Annotated in this window: 27 protein-coding genes (1 of these 27 running past the window's edge); 13 read left to right on the forward strand and 14 right to left on the reverse strand. The window is 52.6% G+C overall.

The window, feature by feature from the left end; genetic code table 11:
- Positions 1-103, reverse strand: the start of a protein-coding gene (locus tag BTJ40_RS21025) for a hypothetical protein (protein WP_108734915.1). It extends 491 nt beyond the left edge of the window; only the first 103 of its 594 coding nucleotides appear in the window; it begins with the start codon at positions 101-103; the stop codon falls past the left edge of the window.
- Positions 100-603 (reverse strand): RNA polymerase sigma factor, encoded by a 504-nt coding sequence (locus tag BTJ40_RS21030; RefSeq protein WP_108735381.1) that lies wholly within the window; start codon positions 601-603, stop codon positions 100-102. Before BTJ40_RS21030 ends, BTJ40_RS21025 begins: the two co-directional genes overlap by 4 nt.
- Positions 604-777: 174 nt before the next feature.
- On the opposite strand from BTJ40_RS21030, the gene BTJ40_RS21035 reads away from it, so the two are divergent.
- The 3 genes from BTJ40_RS21035 (at position 778) to BTJ40_RS21045 (ending at position 2,961) form a co-directional block, all read left to right on the forward strand.
- A complete protein-coding gene (locus tag BTJ40_RS21035) occupies positions 778-1,221 on the forward strand; it encodes a MarR family winged helix-turn-helix transcriptional regulator (protein WP_108734916.1) in 444 nt (147 codons plus the stop codon).
- A gap of 267 nt (positions 1,222-1,488) precedes the next feature.
- A complete protein-coding gene (locus BTJ40_RS21040) occupies positions 1,489-1,911 on the forward strand; it encodes an organic hydroperoxide resistance protein (RefSeq protein ID WP_108734917.1) in 423 nt (140 codons plus the stop codon).
- Between the two features lie 30 nt (positions 1,912-1,941).
- The gene (locus BTJ40_RS21045) at positions 1,942-2,961 is read left to right on the forward strand and encodes an alpha/beta hydrolase (RefSeq protein ID WP_108734918.1); all 1,020 of its coding nucleotides are present in this window, start codon (positions 1,942-1,944) and stop codon (positions 2,959-2,961) included.
- A gap of 41 nt (positions 2,962-3,002) precedes the next feature.
- On the opposite strand, the gene BTJ40_RS21050 is transcribed toward BTJ40_RS21045, so the two are convergent.
- From BTJ40_RS21050 to hutI, 5 genes are all read right to left on the reverse strand, one after another.
- The gene (locus tag BTJ40_RS21050; RefSeq protein ID WP_108734919.1) at positions 3,003-3,404 is read right to left on the reverse strand and encodes a RidA family protein; all 402 of its coding nucleotides are present in this window, start codon (positions 3,402-3,404) and stop codon (positions 3,003-3,005) included.
- Between the two features lie 91 nt (positions 3,405-3,495).
- Positions 3,496-4,395, reverse strand: coding sequence for a LysR family transcriptional regulator (locus tag BTJ40_RS21055; protein WP_108734920.1), 900 nt, complete (start codon positions 4,393-4,395; stop codon positions 3,496-3,498).
- A 131-nt stretch (positions 4,396-4,526) separates the two neighbouring features.
- A complete protein-coding gene (gene hutG, locus BTJ40_RS21060) occupies positions 4,527-5,489 on the reverse strand; it encodes a formimidoylglutamase (RefSeq protein ID WP_108734921.1) in 963 nt (320 codons plus the stop codon).
- A 287-nt stretch (positions 5,490-5,776) separates the two neighbouring features.
- Positions 5,777-6,892: a heparan-alpha-glucosaminide N-acetyltransferase domain-containing protein gene (locus tag BTJ40_RS21065; RefSeq protein ID WP_108734922.1), complete on the reverse strand. Its 1,116-nt coding sequence runs from the start codon at positions 6,890-6,892 to the stop codon at positions 5,777-5,779.
- A 481-nt stretch (positions 6,893-7,373) separates the two neighbouring features.
- Complete coding sequence (gene hutI / locus BTJ40_RS21070; RefSeq protein WP_108734923.1) at positions 7,374-8,603, reverse strand: imidazolonepropionase; 1,230 nt, start codon at positions 8,601-8,603, stop codon at positions 7,374-7,376.
- A 187-nt stretch (positions 8,604-8,790) separates the two neighbouring features.
- On the opposite strand from hutI, the gene hutC reads away from it, so the two are divergent.
- From hutC to BTJ40_RS21095, 5 genes are all read left to right on the forward strand, one after another.
- Entirely contained in the window at positions 8,791-9,501 is a 711-nt protein-coding gene (gene hutC, locus BTJ40_RS21075) for a histidine utilization repressor (protein ID WP_108734924.1), read from the forward strand.
- An 89-nt stretch (positions 9,502-9,590) separates the two neighbouring features.
- On the forward strand, positions 9,591-11,267 hold the full coding sequence (hutU, locus tag BTJ40_RS21080) for a urocanate hydratase (protein ID WP_108734925.1): 1,677 nt from the start codon (positions 9,591-9,593) through the stop codon (positions 11,265-11,267).
- 267 nt (positions 11,268-11,534) lie between these two features.
- Positions 11,535-13,085 carry a histidine ammonia-lyase gene (hutH, locus tag BTJ40_RS21085; RefSeq protein WP_108735382.1) on the forward strand — a complete coding sequence of 517 codons (1,551 nt, stop codon included), beginning with the start codon at positions 11,535-11,537 and terminating at the stop codon, positions 13,083-13,085.
- A 280-nt stretch (positions 13,086-13,365) separates the two neighbouring features.
- Positions 13,366-13,698, forward strand: a complete 333-nt coding sequence (locus tag BTJ40_RS21090; RefSeq protein WP_108734926.1) for a hypothetical protein — start codon at positions 13,366-13,368, stop codon at positions 13,696-13,698.
- Positions 13,699-13,794: 96 nt separating this feature from the next.
- Complete coding sequence (locus BTJ40_RS21095) at positions 13,795-14,298, forward strand: hypothetical protein (RefSeq protein WP_108734927.1); 504 nt, start codon at positions 13,795-13,797, stop codon at positions 14,296-14,298.
- A gap of 450 nt (positions 14,299-14,748) precedes the next feature.
- On the opposite strand, the gene pyk is transcribed toward BTJ40_RS21095, so the two are convergent.
- Positions 14,749-16,185: a pyruvate kinase gene (pyk, locus tag BTJ40_RS21100; protein WP_108734928.1), complete on the reverse strand. Its 1,437-nt coding sequence runs from the start codon at positions 16,183-16,185 to the stop codon at positions 14,749-14,751.
- A gap of 177 nt (positions 16,186-16,362) precedes the next feature.
- Here pyk and BTJ40_RS21105 point away from each other — a divergent pair, with 177 nt between their 5' ends.
- Together BTJ40_RS21105 and BTJ40_RS21110 are read left to right on the forward strand one after the other, a co-directional pair.
- Entirely contained in the window at positions 16,363-16,836 is a 474-nt protein-coding gene (locus BTJ40_RS21105) for an META domain-containing protein (protein ID WP_108734929.1), read from the forward strand.
- 64 nt (positions 16,837-16,900) lie between these two features.
- A complete protein-coding gene (locus BTJ40_RS21110) occupies positions 16,901-17,461 on the forward strand; it encodes an META domain-containing protein (protein WP_108734930.1) in 561 nt (186 codons plus the stop codon).
- Positions 17,462-17,552: 91 nt separating this feature from the next.
- Here BTJ40_RS21110 and smrA read toward each other — a convergent pair whose 3' ends face one another.
- From smrA to BTJ40_RS21140, 6 genes are all read right to left on the reverse strand, one after another.
- Positions 17,553-18,140 (reverse strand): DNA endonuclease SmrA, encoded by a 588-nt coding sequence (gene smrA, locus BTJ40_RS21115; protein WP_108734931.1) that lies wholly within the window; start codon positions 18,138-18,140, stop codon positions 17,553-17,555.
- A gap of 18 nt (positions 18,141-18,158) precedes the next feature.
- Positions 18,159-19,022 (reverse strand): NAD(P)-dependent oxidoreductase, encoded by an 864-nt coding sequence (locus tag BTJ40_RS21120; RefSeq protein WP_108734932.1) that lies wholly within the window; start codon positions 19,020-19,022, stop codon positions 18,159-18,161.
- Positions 19,015-19,467 (reverse strand): thioesterase family protein, encoded by a 453-nt coding sequence (locus BTJ40_RS21125; RefSeq protein WP_108734933.1) that lies wholly within the window; start codon positions 19,465-19,467, stop codon positions 19,015-19,017. Before BTJ40_RS21125 ends, BTJ40_RS21120 begins: the two co-directional genes overlap by 8 nt.
- A 132-nt stretch (positions 19,468-19,599) precedes the next feature.
- Complete coding sequence (gene secB / locus BTJ40_RS21130) at positions 19,600-20,091, reverse strand: protein-export chaperone SecB (RefSeq protein ID WP_108734934.1); 492 nt, start codon at positions 20,089-20,091, stop codon at positions 19,600-19,602.
- Between the two features lie 148 nt (positions 20,092-20,239).
- A complete protein-coding gene (grxC, locus tag BTJ40_RS21135) occupies positions 20,240-20,512 on the reverse strand; it encodes a glutaredoxin 3 (protein WP_108734935.1) in 273 nt (90 codons plus the stop codon).
- Between the two features lie 30 nt (positions 20,513-20,542).
- On the reverse strand, positions 20,543-20,959 hold the full coding sequence (locus BTJ40_RS21140) for a rhodanese-like domain-containing protein (RefSeq protein ID WP_108734936.1): 417 nt from the start codon (positions 20,957-20,959) through the stop codon (positions 20,543-20,545).
- A 217-nt stretch (positions 20,960-21,176) separates the two neighbouring features.
- Between BTJ40_RS21140 and gpmI the strand changes: the two genes are divergently transcribed.
- The 3 genes from gpmI (at position 21,177) to BTJ40_RS21155 (ending at position 25,586) form a co-directional block, all read left to right on the forward strand.
- Entirely contained in the window at positions 21,177-22,724 is a 1,548-nt protein-coding gene (gpmI, locus tag BTJ40_RS21145; protein ID WP_108734937.1) for a 2,3-bisphosphoglycerate-independent phosphoglycerate mutase, read from the forward strand.
- On the forward strand, positions 22,724-23,851 hold the full coding sequence (locus tag BTJ40_RS21150) for a murein hydrolase activator EnvC (protein WP_108734938.1): 1,128 nt from the start codon (positions 22,724-22,726) through the stop codon (positions 23,849-23,851). The genes gpmI and BTJ40_RS21150 overlap by 1 nt, the downstream gene beginning before the upstream one ends.
- Positions 23,852-24,227: 376 nt before the next feature.
- Positions 24,228-25,586, forward strand: coding sequence for a S41 family peptidase (locus BTJ40_RS21155; RefSeq protein WP_108734939.1), 1,359 nt, complete (start codon positions 24,228-24,230; stop codon positions 25,584-25,586).
- The last annotated feature ends 3 nt before the right edge of the window (positions 25,587-25,589 follow it).

Here is a 25,589-nt window from a genome sequence, read left to right on the forward strand (position 1 = left end):
GAACCCACTTTAGTATTTCGGCTGGGACTTCATTGCTAACTGGCTGCTGCTTCCAGACACTTTCCAACTCCAACCACTGTTTTTCTGAATCTGCTTCAGTCATTTTTTACCTCCAGAAAGGCAGATATTAAGGCGCTCTTTTGCCCGATTGAGTCGCACTGCAATATTGGACTCCGTAATACCCAAGACTTCAGATATTTCTACATAACTCATCCCCTCTAAACGAAGGGTTAATGTTTGTCGAAGCCCCAAGGGCAATTTTTGCACTGCACGGACCAGCTGTTCGGATTTGCGCTCGGCTACCAGTTGCTCCGCTGGGCCCGGTTGATGGTCCTCAAGCTCTAATAAGTCATTATCATTCCCGTGATAAGGCTTTCTCCGAGTTAGTTCTGTTACACAGCGGTTGTGTGCAATGCGATATACAAAGGTTTTAAGGCTGGCATCGCCGCGAAATGTTGGTAGAGCCCGCCAAAGTCCCAACCAGATTTCCTGTAACAGGTCATCATGCTCAGCCTTCGATCGAACATAGCTGTGTACTACTCGGGAAACGCCCTCGGCATATTCCGCTATCGCTTGTTGAAATAATTGATCCCGTAATTCCACCGGCCACTCCATCGTCTATGCAAATTACTGTACCGGCTTCAAATAAAACCTTACAAAAAGTTTCGCTGCTCTCGATTGGCAGTATGTGTCGGTTCTGGAACAATGAAGGAGCGTGGTAAGTCCATACTTGCGCTACACTAGCGCAAAACTGCCACCAGTAAGTAGGGTGTGCCTATGGCCAAGTCCATAAACGAAGACCAAAAACTTGATAACCAACTTTGCTTTAGCCTGTATTCTGCCTCCCTGGCAATGAGCAAGATGTACAAGCCTCTATTGGAGACACTGGGAATAACCTACCCCCAGTACTTGATGATGCTGGTGCTCTGGGAAGATGACGGAATCACCGCTACGGAGTTGAGCCTGCGGCTCGGTCAGGATAAGGGTGCCCTAACGCCAGTTATCAAACGACTGGAGAATCAGAAGCTGATCAACCGCCACCGAGACCCGGAAGATGAGCGCCGAGTAATTATCGAGCTGACTGAGACCGGTAGGTCGATGCAAAAAGAAGCTGCTTCAATTCCCACTCAGGTGCTGAACGCCTGTGGCTTGAATCCTCAGTCTGCACGGGCGCTAAAGACGCAAATAGAGGCGCTTCGCCAATATTTATCGAACCCCTAACCTTCTCCCTCTTTTTATCGCCCCGCCATGAGCGGGGCTCCCGCTTTAACTCCATTCTCTATAGCTATCGGCCTTATAGAGATATTTAATTATCGCAACAACTATTATTGCAATAACTTTATCTGGCACCCAAGCTGACGCGCTGTTTAGAACCTGACTTAGAAATCCGGACTACTACCCCCAACTCAATAAATCCAGCGGGAAAAGTACTGGACCCCATTCCAGGTAGCTTCTGACAGACAAACACACATCAATGAGGACAAGTTAATGCAAACAGTTTACACCGCAGTAGCAACCGCAAATGGCGGCCGTGATGGCGAAGCTCAATCATCAGATGGAAAGTTAAGCGTCAAGCTCAGTATTCCCAAAGAGCTTGGCGGTCCCGGGGGCGATGGCACCAACCCAGAGCAACTGTTTGCTGCGGGTTACTCTGCCTGCTTTATTGGCGCTCTTAAGTTTGTCGCCGGTAAAGAGAAAGTAAAAATCCCGGAAGAAACCACTGTGCGTGCCGAAGTTGGAATCGGTACCCAGGGTAAGGGTTTCGGTCTGGATATTGACCTCTACATCGATCTTCCTGGCCTGGATCAGGCGACGGCAGAAAAAATTGCCAACACCGCTCACGATGAAGTTTGCCCTTATTCCAATGCAACCCGAGGCAATGTTGATGTGCGCCTGCACATATCTTCTTAAGCAACCGGTAGAGAATTGAAGGTATCCGTTATGAATGGCTTAAAAGTTTCCAAGCTGGCACTACCCCTTTTCTTTGCTCTTGGTATGACTTCTGCGTCTGCTTCTATTTCCCCTGGTGTTGAGAAAAATACCCAGGGGTTCCTTCAAGCACTGGCGCAAGGTGGCGGCAAACCCATTGAGCAACTATCACCAAAAGATGCCCGCGCCGTCCTGGTCGGAGCCCAAGAGGGTGCGCAACTGCCGCCCGCTGAAGTCAGCAAGAAAACCATTACGGTTAATGGCGAAAATCTGGAACTGACTATCGTTAAACCGAAAAACACCCGGGGCCAGATTCCCGCCTTTATGTATTTCCACGGCGGAGGCTGGGTCTTGGGTGACTACTCAACTCACGAACGCTTGATCCGCGATCTGGTTCAACGCTCCGGCGCCGCTGCGGTGTATGTAGATTACACCCCATCTCCAGAGGCCAAGTACCCGACTGCAATTAACCAGGCTTATGCGGCTACCCTGTGGGTCGCGGAGAATGGCGAAAAGATCGGTGTCGACGGCTCCCGTCTTGCCGTGGCCGGTAACAGTGTCGGTGGCAATATGGCAGCCGTGGTTGCCTTGATGGCGAAAGAGAAAGGAACACCGGATCTGCAATTTCAACTGCTGCTCTGGCCGGTTACCGATGCCAACTTCAACAACGCTTCTTATAAGCAGTTCGCCCAGGATCACTTCCTGACACGGGATATGATGAAGTGGTTCTGGAATAACTACACTACCGACCCCAAACAGCGCAACGAGATCTATGCTTCACCTCTGCGCGCCAGCAAATCCCAGTTGGTCGGCTTGCCTCCCGCTCTGGTGCAGACTGCTGAGATGGATGTGCTGAGAGATGAAGGGGAAGCTTACGCCCGCAAACTTAACGAAGCTGGTGTGACCGTAACCGCTGTTCGCTATAACGGCATGATTCACGACTACGGCCTACTAAATGCCCTGAGTGACGTGCCCGCAGTGCAGGATGCTCTTGATCAAGCAGGCTCCGAGCTGAGGGAACACCTCAAGTAAAACTAAAAGCCTCGCATTGCGGGGCTTTTTTATTCAAGTACTTACAGCAGCGTTTTAGCCACTGCCTCAATTTCTATCAATGTCTCTGGCGATGCCAGGGATGTGACTCCCACTCCCGTGATTGCCGGGCGAGTTGTACCCAAATATTTAGATAGCACGGGGGCTATTTCCCCCAGATGTTCACTCACTTCTCCACGAACATAGATGCGCAACTGCAAAAGGTTTTCTACCGACGATCCGGCCTCATCCAATACTGTCAATAAGTTTTGCATGGCGCTTTCCGCCTGTGCACCAACCCCTATGCTTTTAACTTCACAATTACTATCCCAATCCACCTGACCCGATACAAATACCAAGCCTGTTTTGGTATCAATCCGAGCGTGGGATAGGCAGGAAGAACTGCCATCATAAAGTGAAGAGGGATTAATATTCAGAATACTCATAACAGACCTGTACGCTTTCTAGCTTTTGAAAAAATCATAGTAGAAAGGCAGCCTTGCCAAAGCTATGGAGTAAAGCTTGTTACGGATACAATCAGGAAGCCATTGACTTAGAAAACTGTTGGTGCAGATCATTGAGAATCCAACTTACCAGTGGATCATTTTCCACTCGGGGATGAAAGGCGGCTACAACTTCGTAGCCAGGTGGATACTTGTCCAAGGTAATTTCCACCAAGCCCTCACAAGGCATCAACCTAGAGGGAATAAAGGCCAGGGTATCCGTCCTTTTCAAGAACTCCTGGGCTATATAAAAAGAGGGCGCCGAAACAACAATCTCTCTTTTTAGACCTTGCCCCTCTAGCCAACGATCGGCTGAACCGCGCAAGCCTCCAACCCCTGGCGATGTAATCACAAAATCAGATTGCATCAACTGATCAATAGGGACCAACTCATCTAAACTATACATAGGATTAGCCGATACACAGACATAACGCTCATTAAAGAGCACCTGTGTATTAATTCCATCAGGCACATACCCCGCTGATGTGAAAGCCAAATCAATTTCTCCCTGATGCATTTTCTGGGTGAGCGAGACGCTTTCAATATTAGTGACAATAAATTTCACTTTCGGCGCATATTGCCTGACCCTTTGGATCAATCCGGCAACAACCACTTTTTGCGCGTAATCTGTAGCAGAGATCACCAGGGTCCGGGAAGTCTGGCTTGAATCAAGAGAACCCGGGGCGGGAATCTCACTGAGTAACATCAGCACCTGTCGAATCTGTGGCTCTATAAATTTTGCATAACTGGTGGGAGCCATCCCATGCCCAGTGCGCACAAATAGATCATCCCCAACTATTTTTCTAATCTTCTTCAGCTGCAAACTGACAGCTTGCTGCGAAACCTGCAGATGCTCTGCAGCAAGGGAGATACTTTCAACCCTGAATAGTATTTCCAGGGTTCTTAGGTGATTAATTTCAAGATCTTTGATCATATCAACTGCAAAAGTGGAGCTTTCTGCCAGTCACTTACGGCTGTGGATAAAGATTAAAATAGTGGTTTCTAATACTGAAGTTAACGCGACCTCCAAAGCCATACAGGCCGCGCTGTATTATTAAAAAATACTCAGGGGATTTTTCTGGCCGCACGATTTGCAATTTGAAAACCTAAGCGGGCTGCGGTACGCGCACCATGATCCTCAATATCAAAATAGGGATTAAATTCAGCAATATCCGCCAAACAAACTTTATTGGATTCCAAAACGGTATCCAGCAAGACTTCCAGAAACTCCATGGAAACCCCCCTGCCAGAGGGGGCACTCACCGCTGGCATTACTGCCGCCGGCAATACATCCAGACATACCGTCAGATAGACAAAATCCACCTTCTCGATAAAGTCGCGGATTCGCGCCTGAACTGTATTCAGATTCCAGCTACTAATTTCACGATCCCGAATAACCTGGGCACCCAGCTCATCAGCTCTCTGGTAGAGAGCAGGTGTGTTGGCGTTATCCGCCGCACCCACACAGAGATAATTAAATTCGCGGCCATTTATCCTGCACTGCTCTGCGATCTGGAAAAATGGCGTACCCGATGACCCCTTTGGCGCAGGTGTGCGTAAATCCAAATGCGCATCAAAATTGATAATACCCAGGCTGCTCTCGCGGTGATGCTCGCGCATCCAGCGGGCAATTCCCTGATAACTGCCAAAAGCAATTTCATGGCCGCCTCCCAATACCAATGGAAAGTGGCCGGCACCAAGCAGCTCATTGATACGGGCACCCAATAGCGATTGAGCTGACTCCAAGTCTTCCCGTTCGACTCTGACGTTACCCGCATCGTATAAGGGCGCATCAAAAGTTGCTGGCAAGTTCGCCATGGCCAGACGCAATATTCTCGGTCCCTTGGCCGCGCCAATTCGCCCTTTATTCCGACGCACACCCTCATCAGAAGCGAAGCCGAGAATAGTCAGACCGGGAGGGTCATCCAGTTGCAAAGGAGAAATCCGCTGGTGCCAGCGCTCACCTGCACGTCCATCCTCAGAGTCGGTGCGACCACTCCATAACTGCATATCAGCAAGCTGTAACATCAATACCTCCGAGGAAGATCTTTATTGGCTTTAAGCCCCCACTTTGTAGGCAAGTTGATCCGGAATATCCATTGGCCGTGCGCGATATGCGCGCGCAAACCTTCGCACAGTGGGCTGTGGGAACTGTAAAGCCCCAGCGCGAGAGCTGCCGATACTTTTGGAAGTAGACGATCAAGCAATGCCCTCTGCGAGTACCTTAAAATATGTCACGAAAAAGAAGCATTTAAGTTGCGCTTCTACAACACTAACGTGCCGCATTTTTCAACAGCACGTGTTGCATGTCGGTACTATACCGCAGACGCTGCAGGCTGCTCCATAGCTTTCCCTTTATGGGAACGGAAATTAACCCAAGCTCGAGTCCCAAAATGAGAAAGCAGGAGTACGATAAACATTGCTGTTAACGTACTGGCCATACCAAGCTGCTGGGAACCAACTAACATTAATCCCCATCCAATTATCAACCACTGAGCGATATAGAACGGAGTTATGTTTTTACCCCAAAACACCATTACGTCAATGAGCTTTCTGTTCTTTACTTTGTTTAAGAGGAAATTACTAATCCAAAGCCAAAGGAAAGTATAGCCAATAAGCAGAATAATTAGACCTGGGCCACCTCTCATGTTTTCGGCAAAAAAGTATTGCGTATTCAACATGATTAGAAGGCCACCTATGCTCATTAGGGCTAAGCCAATCCATATGCTGCGTGAGAACAATGCATCTATATTTTTTGTATTTTTAAACCAGTAGCCAACTGCCATGCCTGCGAGGGGATAGGCAAGCCAGGAAAATAACGGGAACATTACCCCTTCGCGCTTATTGCCAAAAAACAACTGTAAAATTTCGTCAATAACAACGGAGTTACTGCCGATATCCCAGACGAGTGAGGAGCCGAATGCTACGATAGCTGCCGCAGCGAGCCAGTATATAGGATGAGGCAAGAAGTGCCTGACTAGTGCACAAATAGCGAGCGCAAGGCCAGCAAACTGGAAAATATCTACCATAAGAAATTCACTCAGCGGTGTGTATTCTCCCAGTTGCTCTTGTGTGACAAGACCAAACTGTAAAGAAAGCCACATAGGCACTGTGCCACGGGCGAAATTAAGTAAATACCCTATTGCAAAAAGACCAGCAGCACGAAACAAATCCTGTTTCAGACTCGGCTTCGAACTATAGCCAATGAAAATACCCATAATCAGCATAAACACTGAAGCTGCCGGAGTTCCCGCAGATACCTGGATAGCAACACCAATAGCACTGTCTGCCACGTCTGTTCGTCCATAATGATATAAGACGTGAATAGCAATCATAAACAGTACGGCAATGCCTCGGGTCAGATCAAAGGCCAAAATACGAGGATTTTTTTGCGGGAGCACCACTGCTCCTGAAAGATTGGAATTACTCATTTTCAAGAGTTCCTAGCTTTAGAGTAATAAATGTAGTGTGCATTAACTGATATAGAGATATTGCAAAGGCAAGATGCACTTCCTGTGAAAATGTAAGATATACAAAAATCCTTATTACTTATTTATCGGTTACAGTCCCCTGATCATTAATGTTAGGAGGGGACCGCTTATTTATTCCGATTGTAAATCTAAAGGAGCTTACAGTTTATAAGTATGCCCTATTTATCAGCCAACGCTGTGACATTGGCTAGCAATTTTAAAAAGTGTCGCCCATTGTAAATACAAAGCGACACTCATGAACTAAAAATAAAGCCCACGATAGATGCTAAACAGAGATCAACACTCCAAATATCAGATAATAATGGGCGCAAAAACCTTATAAAAATTGTTGATAATATTGTTGCTCATTTAGCACTAACTTATCCTTAATTCCGATGTACATCCACCCTAAGAATCAACATACCCGATTCTCAGTTGCATCTCAGCAAGCTGTAACATCGCGCCCCTCCAGGAAAATTCTTGCAGGCTTTAAGGCGCCCACTTCATAAGCGAGTTGATCTGGGGTATCCATCGGCCAAAGAACAATATCTGCTCGCAGCCCCTCGCGCAGTACACCGCGAGAACAGCACAAACCCAGTGCCCGAGCGGCTGCACGGGTAACACCTGCGAGAGCTTCTGCCGGAGTTAAGCCAAACAGCTGACAACCCATGTTCATCATCAAACGCAGGGAAGCGATTGGACAACTCCCGGGATTAAGGTCTGTAGCCAATGCCATACAAACCCCTGCCTCGCGTAATTTTTCAATTGGCGGAACCTGGGTTTCGTGCAGCGTGTAGAAAGCCCCTGGTAGAAGCACTGCCACGGTGCCGCTTTCCGCCATCGCCAGTACATCGGCATCGCTGATATATTCAATATGATCTACCGATAATGCCCCGGACTTTGCCGCCATTTCAGTGGCCCCTGTACGTGCCAGCTGCTCGGCGTGCACTTTTACTGGCAGGTCCAGTTTTTTCGCTGCATCGATAACTCTCTGGCACTGATCGACAGTAAATCCAATCGTCTCGCAAAACATATCCACGGCATCGGCCAATTGCTCGCGGGCTACAGCGGGCAATATCTGCTCGCAGATAAGGTCGATATATTCATCGGCACGACCGTCGTATTCCGGTGGCAGAGCGTGAGCTGCCAGACAGGTCGTTACTATTTCCACTGAGTTGTGTTGCGCCAGGCGTCTCGCGGTGCGCAGTTGCTTTAGTTCAGTATCCAGGTCCAGGCCATAACCGGATTTAATTTCCACGGTTGTAACGCCTTCGGCCATCAGGGCGTGCAGACGGGGCTCAGCCAACTTATACAGGTTCTCGGCACTGGCACCCCGTGTCGCCCGCACGGTAGAAATAATACCCCCGCCAGAGCGAGCCACTTCTTCGTAACTCTCTCCCCCCAGGCGACGGGCAAACTCCCCTGCGCGATGGCCTCCATATACAAGATGCGTGTGGCAATCGATCAGGCCCGGAGTTGCCCATTGACCTTCGCCATCAACAATGCGGTCTGGGGTGCACTCGGGCAGATCCCGGCGGGGACCAATCCAAACGATCCGACCTTTGGTTACCGCAATTGCAGCATCCTCGATAACACCGTAACCACCGGCAATGGATGGGTCCATTGTGGCGGCATTCAAATTGGTAATCAGCAAATCACAGCGTTCTGACATAAGCTTTTAGCGGCACGCTTTTCCTTTTAAACCATAGATGCTCGGCCCGATGACCGACAAACCAGTAACGGGCAGGATACAGCTCCCCTCTTCGACTTGACAGCCCGCAGCAGGGAAACCATAGTAGCCGTAACTACTCTTGTATATACAACAATATACAAGCAACGAAAGTACTGTACCTGAGTCTATGAATACTGCAAGTGAACCTCGATACGCGGCCATCAAGCGCCATATCCGCCAACAAATTGAGTCTGGCGAATGGCCAGTTCATTCCCAGGTACCCTCGGAAAACCAACTGGCGCAGCAATTCAGTGTGAGTCGAATGACCGCTAGACGGGCACTCACCGAACTAACCGATGAGCGCGTCCTGATGCGCTCCCAGGGGCTGGGTACTTTTGTCGCCGAGCCGGTGCCCGCCAGCTCACTGTTGGAAGTGCGCAATATCGCCGACGAGATCTCGGCCCGGGGGCACAGTTACAGCAACCGCATCCTGTTGGCTCAACCCTGTGTCGCCAGCGCCGATGTAGCCCTGGCATTGGAAGTGCCCGAACAGGCAAAAGTGTTTCACTCCATTATTGTGCACTGTGACAACGGTTTACCGGTGCAGTGGGAAGAGCGATTTACCAATCCAGCCCTAGCTCCGGATTACCTGGACCAAGACTTCGCCCACACCACCCCCAACGCCTATCTTTCCAAAGTCGCACCGCTAACCGAGGCCGATACAACCGTCGAGGCCATAGCTGCAGAAGCCGCTATCGCCCACGCTCTGGAAATTGCCCCCGGAGATGCCTGCCTCCAGGTTTGGCGACGCACTAAATGCAGTGCCGGTACCGTGAGCTTCGCGCGCCTGGTTCACCCAGGCAATCGATACCGCCTCGGTGCACAACTGAGATTCTAGTTATTGATTTATCCCGCGCGCCCTGGGAAAAGAAACAATCAAATCCGGGACGTGTGAATTTTTTTACGAGAAAAATTGACGAGGAAGCTATGTCTACCGACAAACGCCACGATCCCAGCCGCAAAATCCGCGCGCCTCGCGGCAGTGAGCTCAATGCCAAAAGCTGGCTCACCGAAGCTCCCCTGCGCATGTTGATGAACAACCTGGACGCCGAGGTAGCTGAACGCCCGGAGGACCTGGTGGTGTACGGTGGTATCGGCCGCGCCGCGCGGGATTGGGAGTGCTACGACAAAATTGTCGAAGTGCTGAAGCGCCTGGAAGACGACGAAACCCTGCTGGTGCAGTCCGGCAAGCCTGTCGGAGTCTTTAAAACCCACGCCGATGCACCCCGGGTATTAATTGCCAACTCCAACTTGGTACCCCACTGGGCCAACTGGGAACACTTTAACGAGCTGGATAAAAAAGGCCTGGCCATGTACGGCCAGATGACTGCCGGCTCTTGGATTTATATCGGCTCCCAAGGCATCGTCCAGGGTACCTATGAAACCTTTGCCGCCGTCGCACGCAAACACTTTAATGGCGAAGCGAAAGGCAAATGGATTCTTACCGGTGGCCTCGGCGGCATGGGTGGCGCTCAGCCACTGGCGGCGACCATGGCCGGTTTCAGCATGATCGCAGTAGAGTGCGACGAAACCCGAATCGATTTCCGTCTGCGCACTGGCTATGTAGACAAAAAAGCCACCAGCCTCGACGAAGCGCTGCAAATGATTGAAGCCGCGATGGAAAAAGGCGAAGCCATTTCCGTTGGACTGCTGGGCAACGCAGCAGATATCTTCCCGGAAATTGTAAAACGCAATATTCTGCCGGATTCGGTTACCGACCAGACTTCCGCACACGATCCTTTAAATGGCTACCTGCCCCAGGGCTGGACCATGGAATACGCTGCGGAGATGCGCAAGAAAGATGAAGCCGCAGTAGTTAAGGCAGCCAAACAATCTATGGCGGTTCAGGTTGAAGCCATGCTGGAGCTGCAAAAGCGCGGCGCCGCAACTCTCGACTACGGCAACAATATTCGCCAGATGGCCCTCGAGGAAGGTGTGAAAAATGCCTTCGATTTCCCCGGCTTTGTACCCGCTTATATTCGCCCTCTGTTCTGCGAAGGTGTCGGTCCTTTCCGCTGGGCGGCCCTGTCCGGCAACCCGGAAGATATCTACAAGACCGATGCCAAAGTTAAGGAACTGATTCCCGACAATCCGCAGCTGCACAACTGGCTCGACATGGCCCGCGAGCGGATTCATTTCCAGGGACTGCCCGCACGTATCTGCTGGGTGGGCCTGAAAGATCGCGCGCGCCTGGCACTGGCATTTAACGAGATGGTGGCCAACGGTGAATTGGAAGCACCGGTAGTGATCGGCCGCGACCACCTCGACAGCGGCTCTGTAGCGAGCCCCAACCGCGAAACTGAAGCCATGATGGATGGTTCCGACGCTGTCTCCGACTGGCCGCTGATGAATGCTCTGCTGAACACTGCCTCCGGCGCTACCTGGGTATCCCTGCATCACGGCGGTGGCGTAGGCATGGGCTTCTCCCAGCACTCTGGTGTGGTCATTGTCTGTGACGGTACTGAAGCCGCACGCAAACGTATCGAACGGGTTCTTTGGAATGATCCCGCCACCGGTGTCATGCGCCACGCCGATGCCGGTTACGAGATCGCAAAAAAATGCGCAAAAGAGCAGGGCCTGGACCTGCCTATGCTGAACGACTGATTTTTTACCGCAATAAAAATACCGCCGGCGGAAATCTTTTACAGCCCGAATAACTTTGATCGGGCTGCGCTGCCGGCGCCTAACAGGGTGTTGAAAAAGCCAACAAGCGACTTTTTCAAGCCATCTTTGCGGCACATGTCCACAAAGATGGGCACTCAAATCAAGCAATTGCAGTGCTTGATTTTGCGGCAGGCGCTTTCGCACCGCCCGCGCAGGCTGTTTTTCAACAGCCTGCTAAGCAGTAAATATTTTTTGGTGAATGAATTTATGTATCAATTGGAAATCAATCCCGGTCAATTGAGCCTTGCGCAACTGCGCCGCGTAGCCCGCGAGTCGGTGCAGCTGTCCCTGGCGAAAAGCGCCTATCCCGCTATTGAAGCCTCTGCTCACACCGTTGCCCAGGTTATTACCGAAGGGCGCACGGTTTACGGAATTAATACCGGTTTTGGTTTATTGGCCAACACCCGCATTGAAAAGCACGACCTGGAAAACCTGCAGCGCGCTATTGTACTGAGTCATGCCGCCGGTACCGGCAACTTTATGAGTGAAGCCACCGTGCGCCTGCTGATGGTATTGAAAATCAACTCACTCGCGCGCGGCTTCTCCGGTGTGCGCCCACAGGTTATCGAAACTTTAATGCAACTGGTCAATGCCGGTGTCTACCCCGCTATCCCTGAGAAAGGTTCTGTCGGCGCTTCTGGCGATTTGGCGCCGCTGGCTCATATGAGCGTGGTACTTCTCGGTGAAGGGGAAGTATTTATCAAGGGCGAGCGCAAGAGTGCTCACGAAGGCCTCAAAGCCGCAGGTCTTGAGCCCATTACCCTGGCCCCCAAAGAGGGCCTCGCCCTGCTAAACGGCACTCAGGCTTCTACCGCCTTTGCCCTGCTCGGCCTGTTCGCCAGTGAAGACCTGTTCGCCGGCGCCCTGGTAACCGGTGCCATTACCTTGGAAGCAGCCAAGGGCTCACGCCGCCCTTTCGATGATCGTATTCACAACGCCCGCGGCCAACAGGCTCAGCGCGACGTAGCGGCAATTTATCGGGACCTGCTCGGTGAAACCAGCCAGATCGGTGATTCCCACCAGTTCTGTGAAAAAGTGCAGGACCCCTACTCCCTGCGCTGTCAGCCCCAGGTCATGGGAGCCTGTCTGCAGCAGATGCGCTTCGCTGCCGAAGTATTGTTGGCCGAGGCGAATGGTGTTTCTGATAACCCGCTGGTATTTACCGACGAGGAAAATCCGGATAACTCCGACATTATTTCCGGTGGTAACTTCCACGCGGAGCCGGTAGCGATGGTCGCCGACAACCTGGCGCTGGCATTGGCAGAAATCGGCTCCCTATCCGAGCGTCGTATGGCGCTGTTGATCGACAGCAACCTATCCGGCCTGCCTCCCTTCCTGGTGGAAAATGGCGGGGTGAACTCCGGCTTTATGATCGCCCAGGTCACCTCAGCAGCGCTCGCCAGTGAGAATAAATCCATGGCACATCCCGCCTGTGTGGACTCACTGCCCACCTCCGCCAACCAGGAAGACCATGTATCCATGGCCACCTTTGCCGGCCGCCGTCTGCGGGATATGGCCGACAATACCTGTGGCATCCTGGCGGTGGAGCTACTTGCTGCCTGCCAGGGACTGGATTTCCGCGCGCCGTTAAAATCCACGGAAAAACTGGAGGCAGCCAAGGCAAAACTGCGCGCCCGAGTACCTTTCTATGACAAGGACCGCTACTTTGCCCCGGATATTGAGGAGGCGAAGCAATTGCTGAGCAGCGGCGCCTACTTAGAGTCAATAGACCCCAAACTCCTGCCCAGCAGTCACTAAGTTAAAGAGCCTTCAGGGCTTGATTCGCACATTGCGAGAGAACCATTTTTCTCACAATGTGTGAATTTTTAGTGGTTTCACCCGCCTGCCGACCTTACCTTTTCTCACTCTGAGAGTGCGTGTCCAGTTGCCGCGAGACTCGAAAGTTTCGATATGCCAATACAGACCCGCCTCGGTTTTCAGCTTTGTTAGAACATATATTTTGATTTGCGATGATTTATGCGACAAATCAACAGGCTGAATGTAGAAGTTTTACCCGCCAATAGGTGTGGAGGTCTTGATGAAACCGCTGCCCACTAGGTTGCTGCGTGGCTCTGGTTGTGTACTAGCCATGGCAGCAGGACTGGCCCTTTCGGCCTGTAATGGCACATCTGGCTACCCCTGTGGTGGCTACGACTGCTCTGCCAGTTATTACGGTTACAGCCCTTATTACAACAAGACGTATTACAACTTGCGTGGACGCTATGCCCACTGCCACCCGGATGGCACCTGTCACAATATGCAGCACTGTAACTTCTACTGGGACGGCAACTTTTATCGCCTCAGACCGCCCGCTGTCGTGAACACCCAATATCAGATCGTTGATCCGCCACCGCGCGCAAGGCCCTACTAAACCTCAAATTCCGTGCTCGCCTGTTTGGCGCACTAAAGGGGCTTGGCCCCTGCCGGGCCTCTCCGGGGGGAAATTCCACTTACCGGAGAAAGCACTATGAATAGAGCTGCTAAAACGGTGATACTCACCGCCATGGTGTGCACAGCCCTAACCCTGGGTGCCTGTGCCACCGATGGTTACTACACCACTTATACCAGCTATGGTGGACCAAGCGGTGGGCCAGTCGCGTATACCTCCTCCTACGCTTATCCCTATGCCACGCCCAATTACTACGCCTCAAGTAATATCTATTTAGCGTCCTATAGGACACCGGTTTATCAGACCGTTGGTTTCACACCAGTGAATACCTATTACTACGGCGGTGGCTACGCCACTTACCGATCCGCGTCATTCCGCGGCCACCCTCGCTATCGGGCTCGCTATTACTATCGCGGAATGCCCTACTACAACCGCTTCTATTATCCGCGGTCATCCCACGCACGCTTTCGCGCCCATAATCGAGCCTATAGAAGCTATCACCACCGCGCCAGCTATCGCAGCTATCGGGGCCATAGAGGCCACTATCGCGTTCGCGGCGGACATCACCGCAGTAGACGTTAGGCCTCACCTTCCCTAGGCAACCTGCTCCGCTGTGCACTGTCTCCCAAAATGTACAGCGGAGTTTTCATTCATTAACTTCGACATCTCCGCCCATTGAACCCACTTTCGTATCCCTAAGTCGATGTCGCCACTTTTAACAAATTGTCGTTAAAAACATCACAATGACAGCTATTACCTCTACCCTAAATTAACAAGTTATTCGGGATTGCGTCACTCAAGTCACACATAGAGGTAACTGCGGTGCAGAAAGTACTACTTATTCTGCTTGCCGTGGCCCTGGCGACAGGAGTTGCCGGTTGTTCGACAACCGCGCCCCAGGGAAGCCCAAAATCACTAACCTTAGACGGACAAAAATTCCGCTGTGTCGAACAGGAATTAGAAACCAAGATATTGGTAAGATGTGTTCGTGCGGGATAAATTAATCCTAAAGGTATTTTTTAACTGAAATTATCAGGGTACACGGACTATACGCAGGGTATCAGTGTGACCCCCGATGTCCTGCTGATAACCTCGGGATATCAATACAAAGTCCCCGGATATCAGCAGTTCTTGATCCAATAAATAAGAAATTGCTTTTTGGTCTCGGAGAGGACCATCCATATTAGACATATCCATTAATACAGGATCGACACCGCTGTACAGGGCCACTCGGTTACAACATTTTTGATGTCGACAAAAAGCATAGATAGGAATTAATGCACAGACTCTTGACATTAATAAAGCCGTATTTCCAGTCTCCGTCTGGCAAATTATCGCTTTTATTTCACGGCAATGATTAGCTATTGTCATCGCCGCCATTGCGATGCACGCATCACCCGCAGGGTAATCTCCACGAAGACTTTCCGGCATGGAATAATTTTTTCTATGCTTTTCTGCTCCAACAATTACATCAGCCATATGCTGAACGGTTTGAATAGGATATTCACCCGCTGCTGTCTCTGCAGATAACATCACTGCATCGGTGCCATCCAATACCGCATTGGCCACATCACAAACTTCCGCCCGGGTCGGAACCGGGCTGGTAATCATAGACTCCATCATTTGTGTTGCGGTAATCACTACCCGATTGAGATAGCGGGCATAACTAATCAGGTGCTTTTGTACCCCCATTAATTCCGCATCGCCAATCTCCACGGCGAGATCTCCTCGCGCCACCATAATAGCGTCACTGGCCAAAATCAGTTTTTCCAGGCGGGCATCATTGGCAACTGCCTCGGCCCGTTCGATCTTGGCAATGATATGCGCGGTGCCACCCGCCTCCCTTAATAGTTTTCTCGCCTTGTGGATATCACGGGCATCTCGGGGAAAGGAAACCGCGAGATAATCAACCTGCAAGTCAGCTGCAATCTTTATATCACTGCGATCTTTTTTAGTCAGTGCCGGTGCGGTAAGACCACCTCCCTGTTTATTTATTCCCTTTCTATCGGACAACCAGCCACCAGATTCAACTTCAGTTTTTAATGACAAGCCAATGATTTTTTTGATGCGTAAACTCAAGCGGCCATCATCCAGTAGCAGGCAGTCACCCTCGCTACAATCCTCAGCCAGGGCTTCATAATCAACCCAAACGCCTTCGGGACTACCACTTTCTTTATCCCAATCCGGGTCCAGAATAAATTCTTCACCTTTGCGCAAGTGAACACGCCCATCGGTGAATTTTCCGACACGAATTTTCGGTCCCTGTAAATCTCCCAGTAAAGCAATATGCCTGCCCTGGCGCTGCGCTTCCTCGCGAACAAATTTCGCCCTGCGACGGTGGTCATCAATTTTCCCATGGGAAAAATTCAGGCGAACCATATCGACACCGGCATTGATTAATTGCCGAAGTGTTTCTTCTTTATCAGTGGCTGGGCCCAGGGTAGCAACGATCTTGGTGCGCCTGATCATGTCGACGAACGTCCTTTTATCGAAGGCCAAATACTATTTTTCTACATCAGTGCAAGCATAGCTTGTCACTGCTGTCGTCTCCTCGCTGTAACCAACAACTAAGCTTTTGTGAAAGCCGTAAAGCGGTTGGCTGAGGTGTAGACAGGAGAAGGGTTTGAGTTTGGGAGTTATTCGCCGATGAGCAGGTTGGTTCAAATATGGCTGATAGGAGCCTTATTGGTTATCGGCGGATGTATTACAAATCGAATTGAGGAAGCCCAGGTTGTCCAGTCAGCGGGGAGCATGGGTGCTGTCTGTGATAAGAAATGGCAGTTGGTGCGTCTTCGCGTTGACGGCGCACTGGTACCAATCCAAAGACCCTCAGACTTTACCTTTGTCTGCAACCTCCAGGGTAATGTCATGGGAAGAAGTGGCATAAACACCTACCGAGGAGAGATGCAGGTAACGAATAACGGCCAGCTACTGTGGGATACCTCCAGCTTTGTCTCCACCAAGATGGGTGGGCCCGAGGCCTTACTGCAGCAGGAACATGCATATCTCCGCGCCCTCGCCGCTACCCGCCAGGCTTTTACCAAGTCCCGGGGTAATCGCCTGATACTGCGTGACCCATCAGGTGATATCTATATAGAATACGTAAAGGCCGGACCTTGAACGCGGCCACAGAAGGCCTGTAGATTTTTAGATTAAATGTCGCAAAAACAATGAGAACGACATCATGCCACGTCGTGCTTCTTACTTACTGCTGAGCATTGTCCTGGGCAACCTGGTTCTTGCAGGCTGCAGCACACCCCCTCCCCCCGTTCCCCAACTGCAGCGATCGGCTTGGTCTGCCTGTGAGCACGAGTGGGTGCTATCGAGCTTGTACTATTCCGGGCGTACTTATGATTCAACCCTTAGCTGGAGCAGATTTTGGCGGGATAGACCCTTCTTCAAATGCGACCGCTTTGGTTACGTTAGAGGCAATAGTGGCACCAACCCCTACCTGGGACGCTTTTCTCTCAGTAGCAGCGGAGCATTCACCTGGGAGCGTATCCCAGCGATTGCGCGTATGGGAGGCGCGCAACCCAGTGATGAGTTGGAAGTTGATTTCCTCAATGCTCTGAGAAAGTCTGATTTGATTGTTATCGTGGGCAACAAAATGATGGTCAGCAGTACCGATGGCACCGCCCGCATAGAATTTGAGCAAGTAGACCGCAGCTACCGGCAGGCACAACCCTATAAAAAAGGCGACCCATTGGGTCGCCAGGATCACAATCAAGAAGAATCAAAAAGATGAGCTTTAGGAGTCTATAAAAACCTCCTTGAGGGGAAAGCCTCAGCCGCGCATATTAATTTGCATAAGTGACAGATTAGTTACAAAAGAACACTTAGCGGCGCTTTTGATGTATTTCCAGATTCTCCTGCCGCTTGCGTTCACTCTTTCTCAGCAGCAGATAAGTCGCTCCCAAGCCCCCGTGTTGGGGTTGGGCACTGTGAAAAGCCAGTACTTCGTGCAGCTGCGGCAACCAGTGATTGATACAGCTCTTCAATAACGCCGGTTGCTTACGCCCCTCACCCTTACCGTGGGTAATCAGGGCACAGCGCACATCCGCTTCAACACAATCACGGATAAATTCCATCACGGCCCTGCGCGCCATCTCCACAGAATGGCGATGTAAATCCAGGCGCGCATCTACGCTGTATTTGCCCAGGCGCAAATTGCGATAGACCCCGTTTTGCACACCATCGCGCTTGAACTCCAACGGATCCCATGGCTCTACCAAATCGATATATTCACCGGACAGGGGGTTCATTTCCCGTTCTGTCAGGCGCGTAGCAGCGGCGCGGCGCTCCCGCAACATCGACTCAGATTGCTTCGGCTCCTTGCGTAAAGTGACACGGCGCTCCTGTGCCAGTGGTTTGACGTCTCCCATTTCGCCGAGAGCGTCTTTAAATAACTTTCTGTCGCTGCTCACAAATACCCCCTGCCAGCGTCAGTCGAGAAATAAATCCTTGGTTAAGTTGTCTGCATTGGCTGGATTGTGGGCATAGCCAGTGAAATCCTTCACACCGCGCTCTGCCAACAGCTCTTCATCGATTAACTGGCGACCGCTCAAGGCGACATCTCTGGTCGTCAGTATCTCGTAGGCCGCATCGGCCATAACGGCGGGCTTGCGGCTCTGCTCAAACATCTCGCGACTACCCACCGCAAATTCAATCGCGGCCGTGGCCACCAGTGTACGCGGCCACAGGGTATTTACACTAATCCCCGCCTCGCGCAGCTCTTCCGCCAAACCCAGGCTGAGAATGGTCATACCAAACTTTGACATAGCGTAAGGAGCGAAGGGCCCCAACCATTTAGGCTGGATATTCAGCGGCGGGCAGAGGCTGAGGATGTGGGCGTTGTCTGCTTTTTTCAGGTAAGGAATCGCCAGGTGGGCGGTGAGATACACCGCACGGCTATTGATGCTCTGCATCAGGTCGTAGCGCTTGGGCGGTGTCGATTCGACATTGGTCAGGTTGATCGCTCCCGCGTTATTAATCACTGCATCGATACCGCCAAATTTGTCGGCGGCCGCTGACATAGCCTGCTCTACCCGCTGCTCATCGCGCACGTCCACCTGCAGGGCCAGGGCTTTGCCACCGGCCATTTCCACTTCCTCCGCCACCGAGAAGATGGTTCCCGGGAGCTTCGGGTGGGGCTCTGCCGATTTAGCGGCAATCACGATATTGGCTCCATCTGCGGCACACTTAAGGGCGATCGCCCGGCCGATGCCGCGACTGGCGCCGGTGATAAATATGGTCTTGTCCTTAAGCGCCCCTGAATTGTTGGTCAGGGATACAAACTCTTCACTCATTTTTTTCAGCCTCCGGGGCAGTCACTGCCGGACTGTAAATTTCCTTGAAGATCGCCGGCATGCGTTTTGGCTTGCCAGTGGAAAGCTCAATGCACACCATCCGCCATTCGGCCCGCAATACCAATGCCTTATCGGCGGCGCGAAACACCTGAAAGCGGCGAGTCATATTCAGACGCCCGTCCACCTCAGTGAGCCAGGTGCCAAACAGCAATTCCTCCCCCTCTCTGGCCGCCAGTATATAGTCATACTCGCCATGACGAATTGCCATTCCCCGGTCAAGCTGCTGATAATTCGTGACATCCAAGCCCAGGGCTGCGCTGTGCGCCCAGGCGGTGGCCTCACACCAGCGCACATATTCCGCGTTGTTGGCATGACTCAGGCCATCCACATGTTTGGCGCCAACCGTCACTTTGGCGATAAATGGATTTGGCAGATCCCACTGCATAAGCGGCTCCAGGTTTGTACTGCGGTTGCGGAGGGGCAGTCAGTAAAATGGAAGCTATCCCCGAGAGATTACAGATATAAAAAAAGGCCCCGCTAAGGGACCTTTTTATCGTGCCAGCCGGGCTAAAGCGAATTAAGCATTCGCTTGGGCACCTTCTGACTCTTTCTGCGCCTTATCGAGGGCAGCAGCGAACAGGGCGTCGAAGTTCACCGGCGGCAACATCAGTGCAGGGAATGAACCTTTGACTACGGCATTGTCGATCACTTCACGGGCGTAGGGGAACAAAATCTGCGGGCAGGCAGTGTTCAGGGCCTGGGCCAGTTGCTGACCTTCCAGACCTTTGATACCGAACAAGCCAGCTTGTTTTACCTCTACCAGGAAAGCGGTGTCTTCTTCCAGCTTTACGGTGATAGTCAGGGTCAGAGCCACTTCGTACAGATCGTCTTCGATCTTCGCGGTCTTGGTGTTCAGCTCCTGATTAACCTGGGGCTTCCACTGCTTTTTGAAGACCTCGGCACCCATCGGGGTTTCAAAGGAGAGGTCTTTCAGGTAGATGCGCTGCATCGCAAATTGTACTTGTGGAGCCTCTGCGTTTGCCGCTGCGCCATTTAATTCTTCAGCCATGTTACAGCCTGTTCATTATAAAAAGTTTATTGATGCCTTCCGTGAGAAAGACTCCGGTAATAACTCAACAGTTGGGGCCTCGATAAAACGTTTCAAGGCCCGGACCGGATAAATAGCAAATATTGGAGACCGCATGTTGGCGGCCGCGTCAATTTTCTACTGACTCCGCTGCTTTCAGCAGTTTGTCGAGTTGGCCGGCGCGCTCTAACGCCATCAGGTCGTCGCAACCCCCTACATACTTATCGCCGATCCAGATCTGTGGGACCGAACGACGTCCCGCCTTGGCAGCCATTTCCGCACGCAAGCCGGGATTGTTATCCACGGGTCTTTCGCGATAGGCGACACCCTTGCTGTCGAGTAGCTGCTTGGCACGGACACAGTAGGGACAAAAACGGGTGGTATAAATGACAACATTCTGCATGACAAAACTCCGTCAAACTTATGCTTCAGGTTAACCTTTGCCCTTAACGACAGGCAGGTTCTGGTTAGCCCACTCGCTCATGCCGCCCTGCAGACGACGCACCTGGAAACCTTTCTGCTTCAGCATTCGTCCCACCGGGCCTGCATGCTGCCCCATTTTGTCGGCGACAATAATGGTTTTATCTTTAAAGGATTCCAACTCAGCAATGCGCTCAGCAACATCCCCGTGGGGAATATGCAGGGAATCGACGATATGACCGGAGGTGAACTCGCTGCGATCGCGGATATCCAGCACCTTGGCCCCATCGCTGTTGATCAGCTTGGTCACTTCGTGCAATGACGCAGGTTCACCAGACTTGTATCGCTCAGTCAAAACAAAAGCGTAAAGCAATGCCACAAGCAGGCCGACCAACAGCCACTGCTCAGCTAAAAAGTCGAGAAAATCCACTTCGCCCCCAAAATCCTCAAGTGGTTATCAACAGGGCGCTGCAGCGCCCGATGCCGGCGGGAGTATACACGATCATGGCGAAATTCTAACCAGCCAAATCCTTCCGCCCCAGCCCCTATGTAATCCGGCTTAAGCTAAATAACATGGTGAAATACCAGCCCCACAGGTTAAAATCCGCGTCCGCAATTTAACCCCCCGGAAGAGGAATACTGTCGTTATGGCCGCTACGCAAGCCCCGCAAAAACGCCCCCTGGTCCTGCTGATTCTGGACGGCTTCGGCCACAGCGACAATCCTGAGCACAATGCGATTCACGCAGCCAAGTCTCCGGTCTGGGACAATATCTGGGCGACCCGCCCAAAAACCCTGATCCAGACCTCCGGTATGGCAGTGGGCCTGCCCGATGGACAAATGGGCAACTCAGAAGTCGGCCATATGACATTGGGCGCCGGTCGAGTGGTCTACCAGAACTTCACCCGGATCAACAAAGCCATCCAGGACGGCGACTTCTTCCGTAATACCGCTTACACCACTGCGGTAGATAAGGCTATCGCCAACAACGGCGCCGTCCATATTATGGGACTCCTGTCCGAGGGCGGCGTACACAGCCACGAAGACCATATTGTTGCCATGGTAACCCTGGCGGCGCAGCGCGGCGCCCGCGCTATTTATGTACACGCATTTCTCGATGGCCGCGATACCCCACCGCGCAGTGCCGAACCCTCCCTGGCGCGCCTGATGCAGGTATGTGACTCCGTCGGCAATGCCCATATGGCTACTCTGGCCGGGCGCTACTTCGCCATGGATCGCGACCAGCGCTGGGAGCGCACCGAGTCCGTTTACGACATGCTGACCCTGGGTACAGCAAAGCACAGTGCCAGTGACGCCCTGGCAGGACTGGCCTCGGCCTATGAGCGCGGTGAAAACGATGAGTTTGTCGCGCCAACGGTGATTGGCGAGCCCGCCCCTATCCAGGACGGCGATTCCCTTATCTTTATGAATTTCCGCCCGGATCGCGCGCGCCAGTTAACCCGCGCTTTTACCGAGCAGGACTTCAGCGGCTTCGAGCGCAAAGCCAGGCCGCAGCTGACGGACTTCGTCATGACGACCGAATACGCTGCCGATATCCACGCCAGCTGTGCCTTCCCACCGGAAAACCTGGTCAATTCCCTCGGCGAGTACTTGTCTGCAGAGGGCAAAACCCAGCTGCGCATCGCCGAGACAGAAAAATACGCCCACGTTACCTTCTTCTTCAGCGGCGGCCGCGAAGAGCCCTACGAGGGCGAAACCCGCGAACTGATCAAATCCCCGGATGTGGCCACCTACGACCTGCAACCGGAAATGAATGCGCCAATAGTCACTGACAAGCTGGTAGCGGCAATTGAGAGCGGCGAGTACGACGCCATTATCTGCAACTACGCCAATGGCGATATGGTCGGCCATACCGGTGTTTTCGAGGCGGCTGTAAAAGCCGTCGAAGCCCTGGACCAGTGTGTGGAGCGCGTCGTAAACGCCGCTCTGGCTGCCGGGGGAGAAGTGCTGATTACTGCCGACCACGGCAATGTGGAAGAGATGTTCGACGCCAATTCCGGCCAGGTCAGCACCCAGCACTCAACTCTGCCGGTGCCTTTTGTTTATATCGGCGAGCGCAATGTGCAAATGTGTGACGGAGGTAGTCTGGCGGATGTAGCACCAACCATGTTAGCGTTGATGGATCTGCCACAGCCGGCGGAAATGACCGGCCAAAGTTTGGTAAAAATGGACTGATGAAAACTCTCGTACTCTTCCTGATCGCCCTGATTTCCCTGCCCGCCTGGAGCCAGGCGGAGGGAGATGAGCAGGCGCGCCTGGCACAGATCAAGCAACGCATTGAGTCCCTGCAACAGGAACTCAACCAGGTCCGGGGCCAGCGCGACCAATTGCTCAAGGATTTGGAAGAGAACGAGAAAGATATTTCCGGGCTGCACCAGCGCATAGACAAGATCAAACAGGATATGCGCAGCCGCTCGGACAAGCTGCGCGAACTCCAGCAGGAACAACAGCAACTGCAGGAGTCGCGACGAAGTATGCAGCGGCGGGTCGAACAGGAGATCGCCGCCGCATACCGACTAGGCCGACAGGAGCAGATCAAACTCCTTCTCAACCAGCAAGATCCACAGAACGTCGCCCGCCATCTCCGCTACCACGATTACTTCCTCCAAGAACGCAGCCGCATCATAGACACTTACCTGGAAACCCTCACCTCGCTGGAAACCGTATCCGCCTCCATTGAGCGCGAGCGCGAAACCTTGAAAGCCAAGCGAGAGCAGCTGCAGAAACGCCAGACCAGACTGCGCGTCGCACAGCAAAATCGCAAGGATACGCTGGATAAACTGGCGACACGACTTTCCGATGGCAGCGGTGAACTCAAGCAGCTCCAAGGGGATCGCACACGCCTGCAAAAGCTGATCGACGAAGTGGGCCGCGCCATCGCCTCACTGGTAAACCCCAGCGAGCAAAAACCCTTTGCGCGCCAGCGAGGCCGAATGCAGTGGCCGGTTGATGGCCGCCGCGCCAATGCCTATGGACAGCGCCGCGCCAATGGCATCACCTGGAAAGGTGTCACCTTACGCGCCAATGAAGGGGAGCCGGTACGAGCAATCCACCGCGGCCGCGTGGTTTTCTCTGATTACCTGCGCGGTCACGGCATGCTGGTTATCCTGGATCACGGCGAGGAGTACATGAGCCTCTACGCCCACAATCAGTCCCTCACCCGCAATATTGGCGAGTGGGTGGAAAGTGGTGACACCATCGCTCGAGTTGGCAATAGCGGTGGGCTCAGCCATAGCGGTGTCTACTTCGAAATTCGCCACCGGGGTAAGGCACAGGACCCCACAAATTGGTGCCGCTCCTGATTAGGAGCAGGGAATAGAGGGCACAGATCAAGACGTAAAGCCCCAGGCATTTGCCATGTAAACTCCAAGAAGCCCCTCTCAAATCACTGCAGTTGGGATTAGGAACCCGCCTAATCCGCACTACTTTACCTCTGAGCTCTCACCCCTGTGCTAATTAAATGAGACAACATCGCGACAAAAAGCCACGGGGTAACGGTTTTATTTTCATCACCAAAAGAGAATAAGAGTGGGAATCAGCCCAGGTGTAAGACCCTTGGGCTTATGACGACTAAGACTGTGACACTGTAGAATTTGGCGTCCGCTTAGAATCCCTGCCAATCTCTGCGGTCTACACTTTCGCAAAGCAGCGAAGAAATAAGGCAGAGGTCACAACAACATGTTTATCCCCAAGGCACTGACAACCCTGATCGGTGCTGCCGCTCTGACAGCCCTGCCTTTAATGGGTTTAACCGCCGGCGACAGCCCTCACCCGGTGGCTGCGGACAGTGAAGCCCGCCTGCCGCTGGAAGACCTGCGCAGCTTTGCCAAAGTGTTCGAGCAGATTCGGCAGGGCTATATCGAGGAAGTAGATGACCGAACCCTGCTGGAATATGCCATCAAAGGTATGCTGCAAGGCCTCGACCCCCATTCCTCCTACCTAGACCGCCGCTCCTTTGACGACCTGCAAGCCAACACCACTGGTGAGTTTGCCGGCCTGGGGATCGAGGTGGGAATCGAAAACGACCATATCACCGTCGTCACCCCCATGGATGACACCCCCGCCTCCCGCGCTGGCCTCAAGGCCGGCGATGTCATACTGCGCCTGTCGGGCAAATCCATGAAGGGCGTGAGCCTGGATGAAGCAGTGGAGTGGATGCGCGGGCCCAAGGGCAGCAGTGTGACCCTGACCATCGCCCGCAAAGGTTTTAAAGAACCTTTCGATGTCACTCTCAAGCGGGACACCGTACGCGTGCGCAGTGTTCGCAGCAAAGTCCTCGACGATGGCTACGGTTATCTGCGCATCAGCCAGTTCCAACTGGACACCGGCGCCGATGTGGCCGACGAGCTGATCAAGTTGCAGAAGAAAGGCACACTTAAAGGGCTGGTTATCGACCTGCGCAACAACCCCGGTGGCGTGCTGCAATCCTCGGTGGAAGTAGCGGATGCATTTTTGGAAGAGGGCCTGGTGGTCTACACCGAAGGCCGCAATGAAGCCGCCAACCTGAGCTATTCCGCCGAGCCGGGCGATTTAACCGAAGGCGCTCCGCTGGTTGTATTAATCAACGCGGGCTCCGCCTCTGCAGCAGAAATTGTCGCCGGCGCCCTACAGGACCACCGCCGCGCAGTGGTGATGGGCACCGACAGCTTCGGCAAGGGATCGGTACAAACTGTAATCCCTATCAATAATGAACGCGCCATTAAGCTAACAACCGCGCTCTACTTCACTCCCAATGGCCGCTCAATCCAGGCCCAGGGCATCACACCGGATATCGTGGTAGAGCGGGTGAAAGTCACCCGCTTGGACGACTCCCCCAGACCCACTGAAGCGGATTTGGCAGGGCATCTGGACAACGGTAATGGTGGTGCCGACCGGACTTCTGAAGACCGCTCGAGAGAACAGGAGGAACGGGAAGGCTGGATGGATCGCGACAACCAAATCTTCGAAGCCCTCAATGTACTCAAGGGCCTCAATCTCTACGCTCACAGGGACAGGGGTTTGCGCGAGCGCCTTGCCCGCGCAGACGAACAGCAGTAAGCA

This window comes from Microbulbifer sp. A4B17 (assembly GCF_003076275.1).
GTDB lineage: Bacteria > Pseudomonadota > Gammaproteobacteria > Pseudomonadales > Cellvibrionaceae > Microbulbifer.

Coding starts and splice junctions, on each gene's coding strand:
- BTJ40_RS21125 (WP_108734933.1), bottom strand. CDS start 19,467: ATGCAGTGGGATCTGCCAAATCCATTTATCGCCAAAGTGACGGTTGGC.
- BTJ40_RS21095 (WP_108734927.1), top strand. CDS start 13,795: ATGAATAGAGCTGCTAAAACGGTGATACTCACCGCCATGGTGTGCACA.
- BTJ40_RS21150 (WP_108734938.1), top strand. CDS start 22,724: ATGAAAACTCTCGTACTCTTCCTGATCGCCCTGATTTCCCTGCCCGCC.
- grxC (WP_108734935.1), bottom strand. CDS start 20,512: ATGCAGAATGTTGTCATTTATACCACCCGTTTTTGTCCCTACTGTGTC.
- hutI (WP_108734923.1), bottom strand. CDS start 8,603: ATGTCAGAACGCTGTGATTTGCTGATTACCAATTTGAATGCCGCCACA.
- hutG (WP_108734921.1), bottom strand. CDS start 5,489: ATGTTACAGCTTGCTGATATGCAGTTATGGAGTGGTCGCACCGACTCT.
- gpmI (WP_108734937.1), top strand. CDS start 21,177: ATGGCCGCTACGCAAGCCCCGCAAAAACGCCCCCTGGTCCTGCTGATT.
- BTJ40_RS21065 (WP_108734922.1), bottom strand. CDS start 6,892: ATGAGTAATTCCAATCTTTCAGGAGCAGTGGTGCTCCCGCAAAAAAAT.
- BTJ40_RS21045 (WP_108734918.1), top strand. CDS start 1,942: ATGAATGGCTTAAAAGTTTCCAAGCTGGCACTACCCCTTTTCTTTGCT.
- BTJ40_RS21050 (WP_108734919.1), bottom strand. CDS start 3,404: ATGAGTATTCTGAATATTAATCCCTCTTCACTTTATGATGGCAGTTCT.
- BTJ40_RS21035 (WP_108734916.1), top strand. CDS start 778: ATGGCCAAGTCCATAAACGAAGACCAAAAACTTGATAACCAACTTTGC.
- BTJ40_RS21040 (WP_108734917.1), top strand. CDS start 1,489: ATGCAAACAGTTTACACCGCAGTAGCAACCGCAAATGGCGGCCGTGAT.
- pyk (WP_108734928.1), bottom strand. CDS start 16,185: ATGATCAGGCGCACCAAGATCGTTGCTACCCTGGGCCCAGCCACTGAT.
- BTJ40_RS21110 (WP_108734930.1), top strand. CDS start 16,901: ATGCCACGTCGTGCTTCTTACTTACTGCTGAGCATTGTCCTGGGCAAC.
- hutC (WP_108734924.1), top strand. CDS start 8,791: ATGAATACTGCAAGTGAACCTCGATACGCGGCCATCAAGCGCCATATC.
- secB (WP_108734934.1), bottom strand. CDS start 20,091: ATGGCTGAAGAATTAAATGGCGCAGCGGCAAACGCAGAGGCTCCACAA.
- hutH (WP_108735382.1), top strand. CDS start 11,535: ATGTATCAATTGGAAATCAATCCCGGTCAATTGAGCCTTGCGCAACTG.
- BTJ40_RS21090 (WP_108734926.1), top strand. CDS start 13,366: ATGAAACCGCTGCCCACTAGGTTGCTGCGTGGCTCTGGTTGTGTACTA.
- BTJ40_RS21155 (WP_108734939.1), top strand. CDS start 24,228: ATGTTTATCCCCAAGGCACTGACAACCCTGATCGGTGCTGCCGCTCTG.
- BTJ40_RS21105 (WP_108734929.1), top strand. CDS start 16,363: ATGAGCAGGTTGGTTCAAATATGGCTGATAGGAGCCTTATTGGTTATC.
- BTJ40_RS21120 (WP_108734932.1), bottom strand. CDS start 19,022: ATGAGTGAAGAGTTTGTATCCCTGACCAACAATTCAGGGGCGCTTAAG.
- BTJ40_RS21055 (WP_108734920.1), bottom strand. CDS start 4,395: ATGATCAAAGATCTTGAAATTAATCACCTAAGAACCCTGGAAATACTA.
- hutU (WP_108734925.1), top strand. CDS start 9,591: ATGTCTACCGACAAACGCCACGATCCCAGCCGCAAAATCCGCGCGCCT.